Below are 17627 nucleotides of genomic sequence, written 5' to 3'. Positions count from 1 at the left end.
CTCTGAGACCTGTCAGTTGCCGACGTTGACCTGACGGCGACCCGTGACGAGTTCAACCTTGAGAATCTTGCCCCCCTGCTTCATGATCCGCTGCTGTTCAGCGAACCAGCTCTCGTAGGGCACCCACTTGGTGAAAAAGGTGTTCTGCAGTTCCCGCTGGGTCCTGACCTTTTCAGGGCAGGGAATGCAGGCCGTGATCTTGAACAGGCGCATGTGGTGATCCTCGCGGGTTGGGCGTCGGGTCGGGATCAGTTGCCCAGGCCGGAGCTGATGTAATCGAGGTAGGTGCCGAGTTCACGACCGGCCTCGGGGCCCACCAGCGAAGCAGCGGCTTCCTTGATGGCCTGGATCGACTGGACGGTGGCGCCGATGGGCACTCCCAGGGAGTTGTAGGTCTCCTTAAGCCCGTTCAGCACCCGCTCGTCGAGAATCGAGGTGTCACCGGCCAGCATGGCGTAGGTGGCGTAGCGCAGGTAGTAGTCCAGGTCGCGGATGCAGGCTGCATAGCGACGGGTGGTGTACATGTTGCCGCCCGGACGGGTGATGTCCGAATACAGCAGGGTCTTGGCGACGGCTTCCTTGATGATCGCTGCCGAGTTGGCACCGACGGTGGCCGCTGCGCGGACACGGAGTTCGCCGCTGGAGAAATACTGCTCCAGCCGTCCGATCGAGGAATCGTCCAGGTAGAGACCCTGGACGTCGGACTGATTGATGACGTTGGTGATCGCGTCTTGCATGTGTCCTGGGAAGAGGCGGTGGGCAAGGAGAGGCGAAGCCTCAGGAGAGGGCGCCGATGACGTAGTCGAAGTAGAAGCCTGCCTCTTCGGCGTCGGCTCCCGTGAGCAGCCCCAGGGAGGCGTTCTTGAGCTCACGGACGACCTCGGCCATGGCCTCCAGAGGAGTGCCGAGCGCGCGATACATCTCGCGAGCGCCGATGATGCCGATTTCTTCGATCGGGGTGACGTCACCCGCAACCACGCCGTAGGTCACCAGGCGCAGGTAGTAGTCGACGTCACGAAGACAGGTGGCCGTCATTTCCTCGCCGTAGGCGTTGCCGCCGGGTGAGATCAGGTCGGGACGCTTCTGAAAGAGGGCGCCGCCGGCCTGCTTCACAATGCGCTCGCGGTTCTCACCCAAGACCTGAGCCACGCGCAGACGGCGTTGACCGCCGGCGACGAAGGACTTGATCTGGTCGAGTTCGCCAGGGCTGAGGTAGCGGGCTTCGGCGTCCGCGTTGATGATCGAGTTGGAGACGATGCTCATGCAGTTCTGCCTCGAAACAAGCGGTCGCCGTAATGGAGACCGATATCCGGTGGGTAAGGGATGCCCCTCGCTCCTTCACTTCGTTGACGTGAACGCCGACGGTTTGATCGGGAGAGTGGGCTGGCGATCAGGCTTGCCGACCGCCGAGTCATTCTGCGGCAGAGGGGGCCACCCCTCCCTGGGCCGGTAACAGTTCTTCACGGCGATGTGATTGGGTCAAACCCCTTGGCCGGCAACGGCTCTGGCCTGTTCTGCGCCTAAGGGAAAGCCTCTGAGTTTGTTCACACTTTGCAGGCCTGTCGCCGCGTCCCTGGCTCATTCCTGATCAACGATGAAGCTGAAGAAATCATCTTTCCATGAAGAAATCCCCCGAACTTCCGTCCGGGGGGATGGGTCATGGCCACGGGTTCAGATCGCCCCGCGTGGTGCCGGGGTCAGTCCGGCGTTGCCGGCGTAGAGCAGGGCCGTGCGATTCACCGTAGCGAGGGGGATGCCATCAGCGGTGGCCATGCCCCTGAGGTAGGGAACCGTGTCGCGACCGAAGCTGTTGGCGAACTCCTTGGCGGAGAGCAGATCGTCGAGGGCGGCCATCTGACCCTTCTTGCCCCGGGTGGCCAGGTAGCGGCTCACCTCCCTGGGCTGGGCGGCTCTGCCGAGCAGGGCGAGGTAGGCGGCCGAGGCCGCCCGCAGCGGGGCCATGCGGTTGAGCCGTTGCTGGAAGAGATCGGAGCCGGCGATCACCGCCACGAACTCAGAGACCGACAGACGCCCATCGCGCAATTGCGACTCGGCATCACCCAGGCGCTCAGCGGCCAGGGGAACCCGGTTGAGCAGTTGCCGGTAGGTGGCGTCGATCACCTGCTGGAGCATGGCCTCATCGGCTCCGGGAAGCAGCATCACCGGCTGGCCGAGGCTGCGGCGTCGGCTGAAGCCCTGGGGACGTGCTCCATCGAGGGCCTTGGACATGGCGGCCCCGGGCTGGGGAGCCGCCGCTGCGCTGAAGCCATTGGCGCTGACCTGGGCGCTCCAGCCGCCTGCCATCTGGCCGAGGGCCCCTGAGGCAGAGCCCCGAGCAGAGCGGCCGATGCTGGCACTCCAGCCACTGGACGCCGTGCCGGGACTGGATGGAGACATCCTCCACCGGCGAGTGGGTTCGGGGGGTTGCCGCAGGCTCTGTGGGGTGCTGACTGCCGATGTGGCGGGAGCCTCCTCACCTTCGGCGAAACGGGCCGTCCAGCCACCCACCACCTGACGAAGGCGGCGGTCGGGGAGGTTGCGCGGTGTGATGTCACCACTGCTGCGGAAGGTGTTCGACGGAGCCACCTGAGGCCGGCTCACCGGGGTGAGGTCGGGAGTGGCCGAGGGATCGAGGGCGCGGCGAAGGGCTGGAATCCTGCGGGCATTGAGGTCGGAGGGGGTGACGAAGCGCTCGTAGGGGACGGTGTCCTCCCCGAAGGCCGCCAGGTATTCCGGACTGTTGACCATGGCGTCGACGACGCCGTAGAAGCCCAGTCGCGCAGCCGTATCGAAGTAACTGTTGATCTCACGCCGCCCGAAGGTGGGCCGCCCCAGCAGACGACGGTGCATCACCTCGATGGCCTTGGTGATGTAGAGGTTGGCCCAGTAGCGGCGACGGAACGCGTTCGAGCGAGCCACCTGGCGAATGAACTCGCGCAGGCTGATGTCGCCGTTTTCGAGCTTGATCTCCTCGACCTTGAGTTGCTCGCCGGCGTAGCCGGTGGTGCCGAGCACCTGCACATAGACGGCCCTGATCACGGCCTGGGTGCTGGATTCGGTGCCGCGGATGCTGGGTTGGCCACCGCGTCGGGGCACCGAGGAGCCACCGGTGGCGATCTGCTGCAATCGCACCACCTTCGGACCGACACGCCGGGGGACGGAGGCCCGGAACTGGGGGCTGTCCATCTGACCGGGCTCGGCCATGCCGTTGCCCACCAGGATGCGCCGGGTGTCGTCGTTGAAGGGGGCAGGCCGGGTGGCCACCGAGGCCGTTCCCGAGGGGAAGATCGCCCCGTAGTTGAGACCCAGGGGATCGTTGCCTCCTCCGTAGGGGTGCTGATCGGGCAGGGGCTGGCGGTACGAGGCGTAGAGGGTGATGTACTGAGGGGCTCCTTCGAAGGGGGCACTGAAGCGGAACAGCTTGCGGTTCGATCCCCAGCCGGCGCTCTCCTGGGCCTCTTCACCGAGACCGCGCAGGTAGGGGACGGTCTCCTCCCCGAAGGTCTGGGCGTACTCCTGGGTGTTGATCAGGGAATCGACCAGGCCGGCCAGTCCCTGCTGACTGACGATGGCGAAGTAGCGACGGAATTCCTCGATCGTGCTCACGCCTCGGCCGAGGAAATGGCGGAAGGCCAGTTCCACCACCCGGCTGTTGGAGAAGCGGCCGTAGAACTGTCGTCTGTATTCCTTGCTGCGCCCGAGGGCACGGATGAACTCCCGCATCGAGAGCTGACCCTGGGACACCTGGGTGGCTTCCACGGGCGCCACCACCTGGGAGTAGCCCTTGACGATGTCGCGCTGGAACACCTGCCGATAGGCGGCACGGATCACCTCGGCCTTTTCGCGGCCGGAGAGTCCGGGCTTCATCACGAAACGCTGGCGGGATTCGGCGGCCAGGGCGTAGATGGCCGGCAGCTGGAGGCCCTGATTCTCGGGGCTTCCCAGACGCTGACGCGCGGAGGGGGTGGGAACCTCCAGCTCCTTGAGCAGAACGTTGAAGCAGTCGATCACCAGCTGCCTCGACCCCGAGTCCTTGCGGAAGAGGGTGGCGGCGGCGGCGCGCATCTCCTGCAGGGCCACGTTGGTGGCGGCGAGGGAGCAGGCCTTCTCGAGCACGTCGCGGAGGCCGCGGGTGTTCACCTCGAGGATGCTGGGATCACCGGCCACCAGGGCATAGCCCACGTAGCGCAGGAACCAGCCCATGTCGCGCAGCGACTTGCGCATGCGCTCGGTGCCATAGCGGGCCACGCTGATCGGGCTGAAGCCGGGAGGGAGCACCACACGCACATCGGCATCGGCCTGGACCCCTTCGAGGATCCGGCCCAGCAGACCGGTGCCGCCACTGCCCTGGGCGAAGGTGCGCACGGAGGTGGCGGCGGCCACCTGGTCGCTGGCCAGAAGTGTCGTTTCCGTCTGTCCCACGTTGAAGGGGGTCAGCGGAGCATCGAGATAGGAGAGCGGTGTGCCGCCGGCGAAGATCCGGTTGGCGGCCTTGGCGACGATCGCGTCGGCATTGGCGGAGATGAGCCGAGCCGCCTCCACGCGGGCCGAGCCGCTCCGGTAGAAGTTGAGGAGGGTCTCGAGCTCCACCTTCTCGGGGAAGCGGTCCTGTTGCTCCGCCTGACGGACGCTGGAGAGCGGCAGGGTGTCGTAGAGCTGGGGGCTGACCCTGGTGCTGCCGCTGCTGGCGGTCACGGTCATGAACGGGCGTGTACCGGGCGGAGTCACGTTACGGCTGTGGTCCTGTCCTCCCGCCTGGCATGAACAAATGTTTGCAGCGGACTGCCCGCGGATCGTCCCCGGCTGCCATGGATGGGCCTCGGCCGGGCCCGGCCCATGAAAAGCTCCCCATGGACCGCAACCCTTCGCCGATGAGCCCAGGCCCCGCCGATGCCGCCACGCCGGCGGTGAGCGCCTTCTACGACCGCTTCCCCTATCCCGGGGATCCACTCCAGGATGGCCCTCCCCCCGGCTACAACTGGCGCTGGAGCTACCCCTGCGTCAGCAGTGCCTGCACAGGCCGGCTGCCGGAGGAGGGCCCGCCTCCGCGCCTGCTGGATGCCGGCTGCGGCACAGGCGTGAGCACCGACTACCTGGCTCACCTCAATCCCGGGGCGGAGATCCTCGCTGTCGACATCAGCGCGGGTGCCCTGGAGGTGGCCCGCGAGCGTCTGCGCCGCTCCGGAGGCGCCCGGAACTGTTCCTCCCTGCGCCTCGAGCAGCGCAGTCTGCTGGAGCTCGAGGGTGAAGGCCCCTTCGACCTGATCAATTCGGTGGGGGTGCTGCACCACCTGCGTGAGCCCGAAGCGGGGCTGCAGGCCCTGGCGTCACTGCTCAGGCCCGGCGGCCTGCTCCATCTGTTTCTGTATGCCGATGGCGGCCGCTGGGAGATCCACCGGGTGCAGCGGGCGCTCACGGCCCTGGAGGTGGTGGGCGATGGCGACGGCCTGCGCCTGGGACGCGCACTGCTCGAGCAGCTGCCGGACACCAACCGCCTGCGCCGCCACCATGAGCAGCGCTGGGCCCTCGACACCGCGGCGGATGCCAATTTCGCCGACATGTACCTCCATCCCCAGGAAACCAGCTACGACCTGGCGGGCCTCTTCCGCTTCGTGGCCAGTGCCGGCCTCGAGTTCGCCGGCTTCTCCAACCCCGAGATCTGGGATCCGGCCCGCCTGCTGCAGGGGGAACTGCTGGAGCGGGCCAGGGCCCTGCCCGACCGACAGCGCTGGGCCCTGGTGGAAAGCCTCGATCCCGACATCAGCCACTTCGAGTTCTTTCTCAGCCGAGACCCGCTGCACGTCAGCACCTGGGACAGCGACGAGGAGCTGCTCTCGGCCAGCGGACGACGCAACCCCTGCCTCTGGGGCTGGCCGGGAGCCACGCTGCTGGATCCTGACCTGAGGCCGATCGAGCTCGACGATCGGGAACTGGCGCTGCTGAAGGCCGTGGAGGTCGCGCCGGAGTCGACTCCGATCGCCCGGTTGCCCCTGGGCTGGTCGCCGGTTGAGCAGGCCTCCGTGGCGCGCACTCTCTGGAGCCGCCGTCTGCTGCTGCTGGCCCCTGCCAGCGGTCGCTCCGCCACTGACATGTAACAGCATTGTGATAGATTCCGCGCGCCTTTTCCGATGTGCTGACGCGCTTGCAGGCCACCCCCGCATCCGGCCCTCCAGCCGGGCCTGATTCCCCTGAGGTCTCCCCCCAGGAGGCTTCTGATCTGCGGTCGACCTTGCTGCGTGGCCTGGCCGGGAGAGATCTGGCGGTCCCCATTCTGGTGCCGCCGGCCCCATCCCCCGAGTCCGCCCCCGTGGCGGAGACACCGGACAACGGCATGGACGAGTACCGGCGCCTGCAACGGCGTCTGTTGCTGTCCACTCTGCTCGTTTCAGTGCTGGCAGTCCCCGTGGCGGCCTACCTGTTCGATCGGACCACAGCTCTGAGCCTCTCGGTTGGAGCGGTCTCCGGCATGCTCTACCTGCGCCTTCTTGCTCGCAGCGTGGGTCGTATCGGTCCCGACTCCAAGCAGGTGGGAAAGGGTCAGCTTCTGGTTCCGGTGGTGCTCGTGCTGGGCTGCTCCCGGATCCCGCAGCTCGAGATCCTTCCCGCCCTGATCGGGTTCCTGCTCTACAAGCCGGCGCTTCTGCTCCAGGCCTTCGTCCGCCCCTGATCAGCGATCCTGTGATCTCCTGATCACCCCATCCGTCGCTTCAGCGGCACCTCTGTACCCCTCGATGGTTCCGTTGCCTCTTTCTCTTCCTTTCGCCGAACTGGAGGTGGGTCAGCACCTCTACTGGCACGTCGGTGGTTTTCAGATCCATGGCCAGGTCTTCCTGAGCTCCTGGCTCGTCATAGGCGCGCTGCTGGCCCTCGTCGTGGCCGGCACGCGCAACCTGGAGCGTGACCCCCGGGGTGTGCAGAACCTGCTGGAGTTCATCTGGGGGTATCTGCGTGATCTGGCCCGTGAACAGATCGGCGAGAAGGCCTACCGCGATTGGCTCCCCTTCATCGGCACCCTGTTTCTGTTCATCTTCGTGAGCAACTGGGGCGGTGCCCTGGTGCCCTGGAAACTGATTCACCTGCCCAGCGGCGAGCTCGGTGCTCCCACCGCCGACATCAACACCACCATCGCCCTGGCGTTGCTGGTGTCTCTGGCGTACTTCTATGCAGGCCTGAGCCGCAAGGGCTTCCGGTACTTCGAGTACTACGTGGAGCCCACGCCGATCATGCTTCCGTTCAAGATCGTCGAGGATTTCACCAAGCCTCTGTCTCTCTCCTTCCGTCTGTTCGGCAACATCCTTGCCGACGAACTGGTGGTGGCGGTGCTGGCCTTCCTCGTGCCCCTGGTCGTGCCCCTCCCGGCCATGTTCCTGGGGCTGTTCACCAGTGCCATTCAGGCCCTGATCTTCGCCACTCTCGCCGCCTACTACATCGGTGAGGCCGTGCACGAAGAGCACCATTGATCTCTCTTGGCTGATCAGCTGCCTCCGGGCCGGTCGGCCGTTCTGCTAAATCTCCTGCGCGCAGGTCCGGTCTGAACCGGGCCCGTCTCCCAAGCGGAGATGTCCCAGGCGCCAGGTTCAACCCGCGCTCTTCCGGCGCCCCACATCCCCAACGTTCCACCATGGATTCCATCACTTCTGCAGCGTCTGTTGTGGCTGCCGGTCTGGCCGTCGGCCTCGGCGCCATCGGTCCCGGCATCGGCCAGGGCACCGCTGCAGGCGGAGCCGTCGAGGGCATCGCCCGCCAGCCTGAAGCCGAAGGCAAGATCCGCGGCACCCTGCTGCTCTCCCTGGCGTTCATGGAAGCGCTCACCATCTACGGCCTGGTCGTCGCACTGGTGCTGCTGTTCGCGAACCCCTTCGCCGGCTGATCGCCTCCGGCAGGAACGGGGCACCGGGGCTGAGGCCACGGTCCCCGATCCCTTGTCGCACGTCTCCAATCCTTCCCCTCCGGCCCCAGGTCGGCGCGGTCCACCCGATCCCTCCAGCGTCCCCGCCCCATGACCAGCTGGCTACTGCTTGCCGCAGCAGGTGCTCCCGAGGGAGGTCTCTTCGACCTCGATGCCACCTTGCCGCTGATGGCGGTGCAGGTCGTCCTCCTCACCTTCATTCTCAACGCTCTCTTTTTCCGCCCTGTCGGCAAGACCGTCGAGGAGCGTGAGAGCTACATCTCCACCAGCCGCGCCGAAGCCAAGCAGCAGCTGGCTCAGACCGAGCGACTGGAGGCTGATCTGCGCCATCAGCTGCGCGAAGCCCGCCAGCAGGCCCAGACCCTGATCGTGGAGGCCGAGCAGGAGATGGATCGTCTCTATCGCAGTGCCCTCGCCGCGGCCCAGGCGGAAGCGAACGGCAGCCGCGAGGCCGCCCGGCGGGAGATCGACATTCAGCGCAACCTGGCTGAAGACACTCTCAATGGTGAAGCCGACCGGCTCGGCGATCTGATCGTCACCCGTTTGCTGGCTGCCCAATGAGCATCGTCAACCCGATTCCGGCCCTTCTGGCCAGTGAGGGGGGCTTCGGCCTCAACCTCAACCTCTTCGACACCAACATCATCAACCTGGCGATCGTGATCGCCGCGTTGGTCTGGTTTCTGCCCAAGGTGCTCGGCGGCATCCTCGAAACCAGGCGTGCGGCCATTCTCTCCGATCTCCAGGATGCCGAGCAGCGCCTCCAGGAGACCACGGTGGCCCTGGCGGCCGCCAAGCAGGATCTGGCCGATGCCCAGAAGAAGGCCGAGAAGATCCGCAGTGATGCCAAGGCCCGTGCCGATGCCCTGCGCCTCGATTCCGAGCGACGGACCGTCGAGGAAATGGCTCGCCTCAAGCAGGGTGCTGTGGCCGACCTTCAGTCGGAAGCCTCCAGGGTGAGTGAACTGCTGCGCCGCGAAGCCGCCCGCCGGGCCGTCGAGCGGGCCCTCGCTTCCCTGCCCGGCAAGCTGGATGCCGAAGCTCAGGCCCGGTTCATCGACCAATCCATCAACAGCCTCGGGCAAGCCTGATGCCGCTCCTCAATTCCATCTCCACGCCCTACGCCGAAGCCCTGCTTCAGGTCGTCGATCAGCGCCAGGAAACCGATCAGGTGGCCCAGGAGGCCAAGGATCTGCTGGAGGTCTGGCATTCCTCCCCTGAGCTGCGGGCTGCCTTCAGCTCCCCGGTGCTCGAACCCGAGGCCAAAAGGAAAGTCCTGGTCACCCTCTTCGGGAACGACATCACCCCGACCTTCCTGACGCTTCTCAAGGTGCTGGCCGACCGTCAGCGCATTGCGATCCTCGATGCGGTGCTGGATCGGTTCCTCGAGCTCTACCGGGAGCAGCGCGGCATCGCCCTCGCCCGGATCACGTCCGCATCCCCCCTCAGTGAGCAGCAGCAGCAAGCCCTGCACACCAAGGTCCTGGCCGTCGCCGGCACAGACAAGGTCGAATTCGATCTCCATATCGATCCGTCCCTCATCGGTGGCTTCGTCGTCAGCGTGGGGTCCCAGGTGATCGATGCCAGCCTGGCCGGCCAGGTGCGCCGTCTCGGACTGGCGCTGGCCAAGGCCGGCTAGCCCTCCTCCACCAACCGCCTCTCTCCTTCCTTCCATCGTCTCCCCGCCCGGGGATCTCCACCCATGGTTTCCATCCGCCCCGACGAGATCAGCGCCATCCTCAAGCAGCAGATCGAGGACTACGACAAGTCCGTTTCGGTCAGCAACGTCGGAACCGTGCTTTCGGTGGGTGATGGCATCGCCCGGATCTATGGCCTTCAGCAGGTCATGTCCGGCGAGCTGGTTCAGTTCGATGATGGCAGTGAGGGCATCGCCCTGAACCTCGAGGACGACAACGTCGGTGTCGTGCTGTTGACGGATGGCATCGGTATTCAGGAAGGAAGCACCGTCAAGGCCACCGGCCGGATCGCTGAGGTGCCTGTCGGCGAGGCGATGCTCGGCCGGGTGATCAATCCCCTGGGGGTGCCGATCGACGGCAAGGGTGAAATCGCCACCACCTCGACTCGACTGATCGAGTCGATGGCGCCAGGCATCATTCAGCGCAAGTCGGTGCACGAGCCGATGCAGACCGGCATCACGGCCATCGACGCGATGATCCCCATTGGCCGTGGCCAGCGCGAGCTGATCATCGGCGACCGCCAGACCGGCAAGACCGCCATCGCCATCGACACCATTCTCAACCAGAAGGGCGAGGATGTGATCTGCGTCTACGTCGCCATCGGCCAGAAGTCGGCCTCGGTGGCCAACGTGGTCGAAGTGCTGCGTGAGCGCGGCGCCCTTGATTACACCGTGGTGGTCGCCGCCAGTGCCTCTGAGCCTGCGGCCCTCCAGTACCTGGCCCCCTATACCGGTGCCGCCATCGCCGAGTCCTTCATGTACGAGGGCAAGGCCACCCTGGTGGTTTACGACGACCTGACCAAGCAGGCGCAGGCCTATCGCCAGATGTCGCTGCTGCTGCGTCGTCCCCCCGGCCGTGAGGCCTATCCCGGCGACGTCTTCTACTGCCACAGCCGTCTGCTCGAGCGGGCCGCCAAGCTCTCCGACGCCATGGGCAAGGGCAGCATGACCGCCCTGCCGATCATCGAGACCCAGGCCGGTGACGTGTCGGCCTACATCCCCACCAACGTGATCTCGATCACCGATGGCCAGGTGTTCCTGAGCTCCGACCTGTTCAACTCCGGTCTGCGTCCTGCCATCAACGTGGGCATCTCGGTGAGCCGGGTGGGTGGCGCCGCCCAGACCAAGGCGATCAAGAAAATCGCCGGCACGCTCAAGCTCGAGCTGGCTCAGTTCGATGAACTGGCCGCTTTCTCCCAGTTCGCCTCCGATCTTGATGCCGCCACCCAGGCACAGCTCGGACGGGGCAAGCGCTTGCGCGAATTGCTCAAGCAGCCTCAGTTCAGCCCTCTTCTCCTGGCCGAACAGGTGGCTGTGGTGTATGCCGGCGTCAAGGGCCTGATCGATGACGTGCCTGTGGATCAGGTGGTCCAGTTCTGCCGTGAACTGCGCGAGTACCTCAAGACCAACAAGCCCGAGTTCATCACCAAGGTGCAGACCGAGAAGCAGCTCAGCAGTGAGGCTGAGTCGATGCTCAAGGACGCCATCACCGACGTCAAGTCCACCCTTCTGGCCGCAGCCTGAGGTCCCCCTACCATGGCCAACCTCAAGGAAATCCGCGACCGGATCAGTTCGGTCAAGAACACACGCAAGATCACCGAGGCCATGCGGCTGGTGGCCGCCGCCAAGGTACGCCGTGCCCAGGAACAGGTGCTGCGCTCTAGGCCCTTCGCTGATCGGCTGGCCCGGGTTCTCGAGAATCTTCAATCACGCATGCGCTTTGAAGATGTCGCCAACACGCCCCTGCTCCAACAGGAGCGCCCCGTCAGCCATATCACCCTGATGGTGGTCAGCGCCGACCGGGGTCTCTGTGGTGGCTACAACGCCAACATCATCAAGCGCACGGAGCAGCGCTTCGGGGAGCTGAAGGCGCAGGGCTTCGAGATTTCTCTCGTCCTGATCGGCCGCAAGGCCACCACCTACTTCCAGAACCGCTCCTATCCGATCACGGCCACGTTCACAGGCCTCGATCAGGTCCCGAACGCCGAGGAAGCCCGTGCCATCGGCGATCAGATCCTCGCTGAATTCCTCTCAGGATCCACCGACCGTGTGGAGATGGTGTACACCAAATTCGTCAACCTGGTAAGCAGTTCTCCGATCTCCCAGACGCTGCTGCCTCTCGACCCTCAGGGCATCGCCAGTCCTGATGATGAGATCTTCCGTCTCACCACCCGTGAAGGACAGCTGGCAGTGGAGCGCGGCACCGCTCCGAACCAGGAGCCTGTACTCCAGTCTGATTTCGTTTTCGAGCAGAGTCCGGATCAGTTGCTCAACGCTCTGCTGCCGCTCTATCTGGAGAACCAGCTGCTGCGCTCCCTCCAGGAGGCAGCGGCCAGTGAGCTGGCCAGCCGGATGACGGCCATGAACAACGCCAGCGACAACGCCAAGGCCCTCGCCAAGAGCCTCACCCTCGACTACAACAAGGCCCGCCAGGCGGCCATCACTCAGGAGATCCTGGAAGTGGTCGGTGGTTCCACAGCCATGGCCTGAGACGGATCGGGGCCTCCTCAGGCTGTTCCCCCTGGCGGTCGCCAGGGTGCAACTGCGGCCTGATCCTCTCGACTCGGCTCTGATGCTGCAGCAGGTGCTGGCCCTGCGCGGCGACTTGGACGCCAACCCCGATCCAGCATGCGCCTGGACCGGGGATTTTCATGGTGTCTGGCAGTTGCATCACCAGCCTGAGTTCCGATGGTTGCTGGACCAGGTGACCTGCGAAGCCCAGCATTACCTCCGGGCCCTCGGCTTCGATCTCCGGCGCATCAGGCTGCATCTGCAGCGCTGCTGGCCTGTGGTGGCCGAGCCGGGCCAGGTGGTGGGGCGTCACCACCATCCCAATGCCCATCTCAGCGCCGTGTACTACCTCAACGGCGATGGCAGCGGCCGCAGCGGTTGTCTGCGCCTCTTCGACGGGCGCTGCAGCAATGAGCTCGTGCCCGGCCTGGCGGTGGGCCATGACGGCCCGATCGCCTCATGCCATCCCCTCAATGCGGGCTGGCACGACCTGGCCCCGCAGGCGGGTCTGCTGGTGATCTTCCCCTCCAGCACCGACCACGCCGTGTTGCCCAGCGAGGACGAGGAGGACCTGCGCCTCTCGATCAGCTTCGATCTCTGCCTCACCGCTCCCGCCTGTGGCCCCGGGCAGCCCCAGCCGGCGGAATACCTGGCGCCCCATCCCGGCCAGTGGCTGGAGCTGCCACTCGATGCCGCCCCGCCGTCCGGGAAGATGGAGGGGTGAACCGCTGGATCGACAGCCCCCTGCCGCGTACCCCCCACGCCATGAGTGACAGCTTCACCGTGACCGCCGATCTCGGCGGCGTGATCCACACCTTTTCCTGCCGGGCGGATCAGACCGTGCTCGCCGCGGCCGAGGAGGCCGGCGTTCCCTTGCCCAGCTCCTGCTGTTCCGGGGTCTGCACCACGTGTGCTGCCCGTCTGCTCCAGGGGGACGTACACCAGCCCGATGCGATGGGTGTCAAGGCCGACTTGCAGGCCGAGGGCTATGCCCTGCTCTGTGTGGCCTATCCCCGCAGCGATCTGAACCTGTTGGCCGGCCAGGAGGATGCGCTCTACGAGGCTCAGTTCGGACGGTTCCAGCGCTGAACCTTTCGTCTGTGCCCCAGCTCGAGACCGTGGACTTCTGGATGGAGGCTGCTCCCGGTCCGCTGCTTCCCCAGGTGCGCTCAGCCCTGAGGAAGCAGCGGGGAGAGGCATTGCGCTGGGCCATCACCGCCGCCCTGCCGGCTGAGGAGGGCTCCCAGCTGCGGCGGAGGCTGAGGGTCGAAGCTGTCCTGCTTCAGAGCCCTTGAGCAGGCCGCTGCCCACCCTGCTGGTGATCCCCACCGGCATCGGCTGCGCCATCGGTGGTTATGCCGGCGATGGCCTGCCGGCGGCGAGGCTGCTGGCGGCAGCCTCCGGTTGCCTGATCACCCATCCCAATGCCCTCAACGCCGCGGCCCTCTACTGGAGTGATCCGCGCATCCACTACGTGGAGGGCTGGGCCCTCAATCGCTTCGCGGCGGGCGACCTGGCTCTGGCTCCAGTCGCGTCACAGCGGGTGGGCCTGCTGCTCGATGCCGGCATCGACGAGGACCTGCGCCTGCGTCACCTGCAGGTGGCCGAGGCCTGCCGCGCCAGCCTGGGCCTCGCGATCGGCCCTGTGCTCAGCACCGACGTTCCCCTGGAGGTGACCCTCTCGCTCGGCCCCAGCGGGGTGAGCAGCGGCCGGATCGGCCGGCCGGATGCCCTGATCCGGGCGGGGGAACGCCTGCATCAGGCCGGAGCCACCGCGATCGCCGTGGTGGCCCGGTTCCCGGATGACATGGGCAGCGAGGTCCTGGCCTCCTACCGCCAGGGAAGCGGCGTGGATGCCCTGGCCGGTGCCGAGGCCGTGATCAGCCATCTGCTCAGCCGTCAGCTGGGGATTCCCTGCGCCCATGCCCCGGCCCTGGCCCCCCTGGCGCTGGATCCGGGGCTGAATCCCCTGGCTGCGGCCGAGGAACTGGGCCACACCTTCCTCCCCTGCGTGCTGGTGGGTCTGAGCCGCGCCCCCGATCTGATCGCCCTGGGGCCCGCGTCCGGGCCTCAGCTCCTCCCTCCTGAGGCCCTGATTCATCCCAGCCGGATCGGCGCGGTGGTGGTGCCGGCCGGAGCCATGGGCGGCGAGGCTGTTCTGGCCTGCGCGGAGCGTGGCGTTCCCCTGATTGCCGTGGACGGCAACCCGTCCCTTCTGGAGGTGAGCGCCGAGCGTCTTGGGCTGCGCGCGATCGCCGCAGCCAGCTATGCGGAAGCCGCCGGTCTGGTGCTGGCCCTGCGCGAGGGCCTGCAGCCCGAGGCCCTGAGGCGGCCCTTGCCTGCCCTGGAGTGGCTCAGCGCAGACAGGCCATCGGATGGCGGGTCGGCATCCCCAGGGCCTTGGCCACTCCGGGATGGCAGACGGCCCCATCCACTGTGTTGAGGCCGGAGAGCAGCTCCGGCCGCTCGGTGACCGCCTCCACCAGTCCCCGTCCGGCGATTCCCATGATGTAGGGGAGAGTGACGCTGACGAGGGCTTCGGTGGAGGTGAAGGGCACGGCGCCGGGCATGTTGCCCACGGCGTAGTGCTGCACACCGTGGATGGTCACCACGGGATCGGTGTGGGTGGTCTCGCGGCTGGTGGCGATGCAGCCCCCCTGATCGATGGCCACATCGACGATCACCGAGCCTGGCTTCATCCGCTTCACCACGTCCTCCTCCACCAGGGTGGGGGCACGGCTGCCGGGGGTGAGCACGGCGCCCACCACCAGGTCTGCGCTGGGCACCAGCCGCTCGATCAGGCTGTTGCTGCTCACCAGGCTCACCATCCGGCCGATCCGCTGGGGTTCGAGCAGGCGCAGGCGCTGGGGAGTGTGATCCAGCAGGAACACCTCCGCATCCATGGCCGCGGCCACACGGGCGGCATGCCAGCCCACGGTGCCGGCCCCGAGCACGATCACCCGCGCCGGCCGCACCCCGGCGCAGCCGCCCATGAGCACCCCCCTGCCGCCATGGGGTTTCTCGAGCAGATGGGCCCCCACCTGGGCGGCCAGGCGACCAGCGATTTCACTCATCGGCGCCAGCAGCGGCAGGTTGCCGTTGTCGAGCTGGACGGTTTCGTAGGCCACGCCGGTGGTGCCAGCCTCCAGCAGGGCACGGCCTACCTCGGGGTAGGCCGCCAGGTGCAGGTAAGTGAACAGCACCTGATCACCCCGAAGGAAGGCGAACTCCTCCGGCTGTGGTTCCTTCACTTTCACCACCAGATGGGCGCCCCAGGCCTCATCGCGCCCCACCAGGCGCGCTCCGGCCTCGGCATAGCTCGCGTCCTCCATGCCGGCCCCCTGGCCTGCTCCCGCCTCGACACGCACCTCAAGGCCCTGGGACACCAGTTCCCTCACCCCATCCGGGCTGAGGGCCACCCGCTGTTCATCCCGTTTGATCTCCCTGGGTACACCGATGCTCGCGATCGGTGCCGCTGGGCCCATGCTGGCCATGCCAATGAGAAGCTCCTTCCAGGTTGGCGGGCTGGCCGCCGGATCGCCAGCTTTCGCCACGGATTGGGCACTGACCCCTCAGGTGAGGGGGCCGGCGGCGATGGGCATGCGCCAGCCCCCGCCGAACGCCCGGCCGCTCACCTTCAGCAGAGGTGCTGCCTGGCGGCGTTTGAATTCGGCCGTGCGCAGCAGCCGGTACACGCGCTGGGCCAGCTCGCCATCCACCTGCCCCTGGGCGATCAGCTCCTCCGGAGAGAGCAGCGCCTCGATGTAGGCCCTGAGCAGGGGGTCGAGCTGGTCGTAGTCGGGCAGGGAATCGGTGTCGCGCTGGTCGGGGCGCAGTTCGGCGCTGGGGGGCTTGGTGCGGATGGCGGCGCCGATCAGCTCGTCCCTGGCGGGCAGGCCCAGGGCCTGGCGGCAACCGGCTGCAGCCTCGCTGTCGAGCCATTCACAGAGCCGGAACACGGTGGTCTTGTAGAGATCGCCGATCACCGCGAGCCCGCCGTTCATGTCGCCGTAGAGGGTGCAGTAGCCCACCGCCAGCTCCGACTTGTTGCCGGTCGAGAGCAGCAGGCGGCCCTGCTGGTTGGCCACCGCCATCAGCAGCGTGCCGCGAATGCGCGACTGCAGGTTCTCGGCGGTCAGCCCCCGGGGAGCCCCCCCCAGAACGGGATCCAGGCTCCGGTCGAAGGCCCCCATCAAGGGCTCGATCGCCACCGTCTGGTGGGGGAGTCCCAATCGGTTGGCGAGATCGATCGCGTCGAGCCGTGACCCTGCGGAGCTGTAGGGGGAGGGCATCAGCAGGGCCTGCACCTGCTCGGGTCCGAGGGCTGCTGCCGCGATCACGGCCACAAGGGCCGAGTCGATGCCACCGCTCAATCCCAGCACCACCCGCTGGAAGCCGCATTTGCGGGCGTAGTCGTGCACTCCCAGCACCAGCACCCGGAACAGCTGCTCCAGGGGCGCCGGCAGCGGCGACGCTGGGGCCGCTTCTGGCCTCTCCGGGGGGCTGGGCTCCCAGAGCTCGAGGGCCACCTGGGCGCAGGGCAGCTGACGCAGCACCCGGGCCTGGGGATCGATCACGAAGCTGCCCCCGTCGAAGACCAGCTCGTCGTTGCCGCCCACCTGGTTCACGTAGACCACCGGACAGCCCAACCGGGCGGCCGCCGCCGCCGCCAGCTCCAGCCGCAAGTCCGGTTTGCCCTGGGCGAAGGGGGAGGCGGAGAGGTTCAGCAGCAGGTCGGGGCGTTGGGGTGCCAGCTCCGCGATCGGGTCGGCACCCGCCAGCCGGTGCCCCTGAACCCGCTCCTCCACCCAGAGGTCTTCGCAGATGGTGAGACCCAGCCGCCAGACCCGATCGCCCACCGGCCACTCCAGCAGGCAGGCCTGGTCACCTGGCTGGAAGTAGCGCCGTTCATCGAAGACGTCGTAGCTGGGCAGCAGCCGTTTGCGCGCCACCACCCGCCAGCTGTCCCGTTGCACCAGCGCGGCGGCGTTGTGCAGGGCCGGCAGCTCGCGTCCGGTGATCGGATCCACCAGGCCCAGCAGCAGGCCCAGTCCCGGTGGCAGCTCGGCGGCGAGGGCCTCGAGCACCCGTCCTTGCTCCTGCAGCAGGGAGGGTCGCAGCAGCAGATCCCGTGGGGGGTATCCCCAGAGTGAAAGCTCCGGGGTGATGACCAGATCGGCACCCGCCGCTGCGGCACGCCGACAGTGCTCCAGCATCTGGGCGGCATTACCGCGCAGATCCCCCACAAGGGGATTGATCTGTGCCAGGGCAAGACGCATCAGCGCGGAGGAGGGCGGCTGGCCAGACAGGAGCGCAGACCGTAGAGATTCTGCTCCAGCAGCACCGGCCAGAGCTCCGGCGGCACCAGTTGGGGGTCGGGGTGGCGGCGGATGGCGGAGCTGGCCGTGGCCGGGATCTGCAGGGGCAGCACCTCCACCCGGCCGCCCCGTTGGTTCAGCTGCTCGATCTGCCGGAGATCGAGCGGCCAGCCCAGTCTCGGGACCACCGCCAGTC

Annotated in this window: 19 protein-coding genes and 1 pseudogene; 13 read left to right on the top strand and 7 right to left on the bottom strand. The window is 67.0% G+C overall.

Annotated elements, in window-relative coordinates; all coding sequences use genetic code 11:
• Nucleotides 1–12: 12 nt before the first annotated feature.
• The 4 genes from VB734_RS01900 to VB734_RS01885 form a co-directional block, all read right to left on the bottom strand.
• Complete coding sequence (locus VB734_RS01900; protein ID WP_197162624.1) at nucleotides 13–213, bottom strand: phycobilisome linker polypeptide; 201 nt, start codon at nucleotides 211–213, stop codon at nucleotides 13–15.
• 35 nt (nucleotides 214–248) lie between these two features.
• Nucleotides 249–737 (bottom strand): allophycocyanin subunit beta, encoded by a 489-nt coding sequence (gene apcB, locus VB734_RS01895; protein ID WP_006171987.1) that lies wholly within the window; start codon nucleotides 735–737, stop codon nucleotides 249–251.
• A 40-nt stretch (nucleotides 738–777) separates the two neighbouring features.
• Entirely contained in the window at nucleotides 778–1263 is a 486-nt protein-coding gene (locus tag VB734_RS01890) for an allophycocyanin (RefSeq protein ID WP_197162626.1), read from the bottom strand.
• Nucleotides 1264–1671: 408 nt separating this feature from the next.
• Nucleotides 1672–4701: a phycobilisome rod-core linker polypeptide gene (locus VB734_RS01885; RefSeq protein ID WP_322781797.1), complete on the bottom strand. Its 3030-nt coding sequence runs from the start codon at nucleotides 4699–4701 to the stop codon at nucleotides 1672–1674.
• A gap of 170 nt (nucleotides 4702–4871) precedes the next feature.
• On the opposite strand from VB734_RS01885, the gene VB734_RS01880 reads away from it, so the two are divergent.
• The 13 genes from VB734_RS01880 to VB734_RS01820 all read left to right on the top strand — a co-directional run bounded on the left by VB734_RS01880 (nucleotide 4872) and on the right by VB734_RS01820 (nucleotide 14556).
• Nucleotides 4872–6095: a class I SAM-dependent methyltransferase gene (locus tag VB734_RS01880; RefSeq protein ID WP_197162630.1), complete on the top strand. Its 1224-nt coding sequence runs from the start codon at nucleotides 4872–4874 to the stop codon at nucleotides 6093–6095.
• Between the two features lie 47 nt (nucleotides 6096–6142).
• A complete protein-coding gene (locus VB734_RS01875; protein ID WP_323242886.1) occupies nucleotides 6143–6667 on the top strand; it encodes an ATP synthase subunit I in 525 nt (174 codons plus the stop codon).
• Between the two features lie 64 nt (nucleotides 6668–6731).
• On the top strand, nucleotides 6732–7460 hold the full coding sequence (gene atpB, locus VB734_RS01870; RefSeq protein ID WP_006171982.1) for a F0F1 ATP synthase subunit A: 729 nt from the start codon (nucleotides 6732–6734) through the stop codon (nucleotides 7458–7460).
• Nucleotides 7461–7621: 161 nt separating this feature from the next.
• A complete protein-coding gene (atpE, locus tag VB734_RS01865) occupies nucleotides 7622–7870 on the top strand; it encodes an ATP synthase F0 subunit C (RefSeq protein WP_010315318.1) in 249 nt (82 codons plus the stop codon).
• 129 nt (nucleotides 7871–7999) lie between these two features.
• A complete protein-coding gene (locus VB734_RS01860) occupies nucleotides 8000–8470 on the top strand; it encodes a F0F1 ATP synthase subunit B' (protein WP_197162632.1) in 471 nt (156 codons plus the stop codon).
• Nucleotides 8467–8997, top strand: a complete 531-nt coding sequence (locus VB734_RS01855; protein ID WP_370594545.1) for a F0F1 ATP synthase subunit B — start codon at nucleotides 8467–8469, stop codon at nucleotides 8995–8997. Before VB734_RS01860 ends, VB734_RS01855 begins: the two co-directional genes overlap by 4 nt.
• Entirely contained in the window at nucleotides 8997–9545 is a 549-nt protein-coding gene (gene atpH, locus VB734_RS01850; protein WP_197162634.1) for an ATP synthase F1 subunit delta, read from the top strand. Before VB734_RS01855 ends, atpH begins: the two co-directional genes overlap by 1 nt.
• 63 nt (nucleotides 9546–9608) lie before the next feature.
• The gene (gene atpA, locus VB734_RS01845; protein ID WP_197162636.1) at nucleotides 9609–11126 is read left to right on the top strand and encodes a F0F1 ATP synthase subunit alpha; all 1518 of its coding nucleotides are present in this window, start codon (nucleotides 9609–9611) and stop codon (nucleotides 11124–11126) included.
• Between the two features lie 12 nt (nucleotides 11127–11138).
• Nucleotides 11139–12092, top strand: a complete 954-nt coding sequence (locus VB734_RS01840) for a F0F1 ATP synthase subunit gamma (RefSeq protein ID WP_197162638.1) — start codon at nucleotides 11139–11141, stop codon at nucleotides 12090–12092.
• Entirely contained in the window at nucleotides 12070–12837 is a 768-nt protein-coding gene (locus tag VB734_RS01835; protein ID WP_197162640.1) for a TIGR02466 family protein, read from the top strand. The genes VB734_RS01840 and VB734_RS01835 overlap by 23 nt, the downstream gene beginning before the upstream one ends.
• Nucleotides 12838–12878: 41 nt before the next feature.
• A complete protein-coding gene (locus VB734_RS01830) occupies nucleotides 12879–13202 on the top strand; it encodes a 2Fe-2S iron-sulfur cluster-binding protein (RefSeq protein WP_197167491.1) in 324 nt (107 codons plus the stop codon).
• 11 nt (nucleotides 13203–13213) lie between these two features.
• Entirely contained in the window at nucleotides 13214–13408 is a 195-nt protein-coding gene (locus VB734_RS01825; protein WP_197162642.1) for a hypothetical protein, read from the top strand.
• Nucleotides 13405–14556: a DUF3326 domain-containing protein gene (locus VB734_RS01820; protein ID WP_197162644.1), complete on the top strand. Its 1152-nt coding sequence runs from the start codon at nucleotides 13405–13407 to the stop codon at nucleotides 14554–14556. Before VB734_RS01825 ends, VB734_RS01820 begins: the two co-directional genes overlap by 4 nt.
• On the opposite strand, the gene ald is transcribed toward VB734_RS01820, so the two are convergent.
• The 3 genes and pseudogenes from ald to VB734_RS01805 form a co-directional block, all read right to left on the bottom strand.
• Complete coding sequence (gene ald, locus VB734_RS01815; protein WP_197162646.1) at nucleotides 14468–15607, bottom strand: alanine dehydrogenase; 1140 nt, start codon at nucleotides 15605–15607, stop codon at nucleotides 14468–14470. The genes VB734_RS01820 and ald overlap by 89 nt on opposite strands.
• A gap of 78 nt (nucleotides 15608–15685) precedes the next feature.
• Nucleotides 15686–17392, bottom strand: coding sequence for an NAD+ synthase (locus VB734_RS01810; RefSeq protein WP_197162648.1), 1707 nt, complete (start codon nucleotides 17390–17392; stop codon nucleotides 15686–15688).
• A pseudogene (locus tag VB734_RS01805) lies at nucleotides 17392–17627 on the bottom strand (nicotinate-nucleotide adenylyltransferase); the annotation flags it as partial. The pseudogene VB734_RS01805 and the gene VB734_RS01810, both read right to left, overlap by 1 nt.

The sequence above is a fragment of the Synechococcus sp. BA-124 BA4 genome (genome assembly GCF_034931165.1).
Note: the sequence above shows the minus strand (reverse complement) of the source record. Positions and strands in the feature narration are given on the sequence as shown.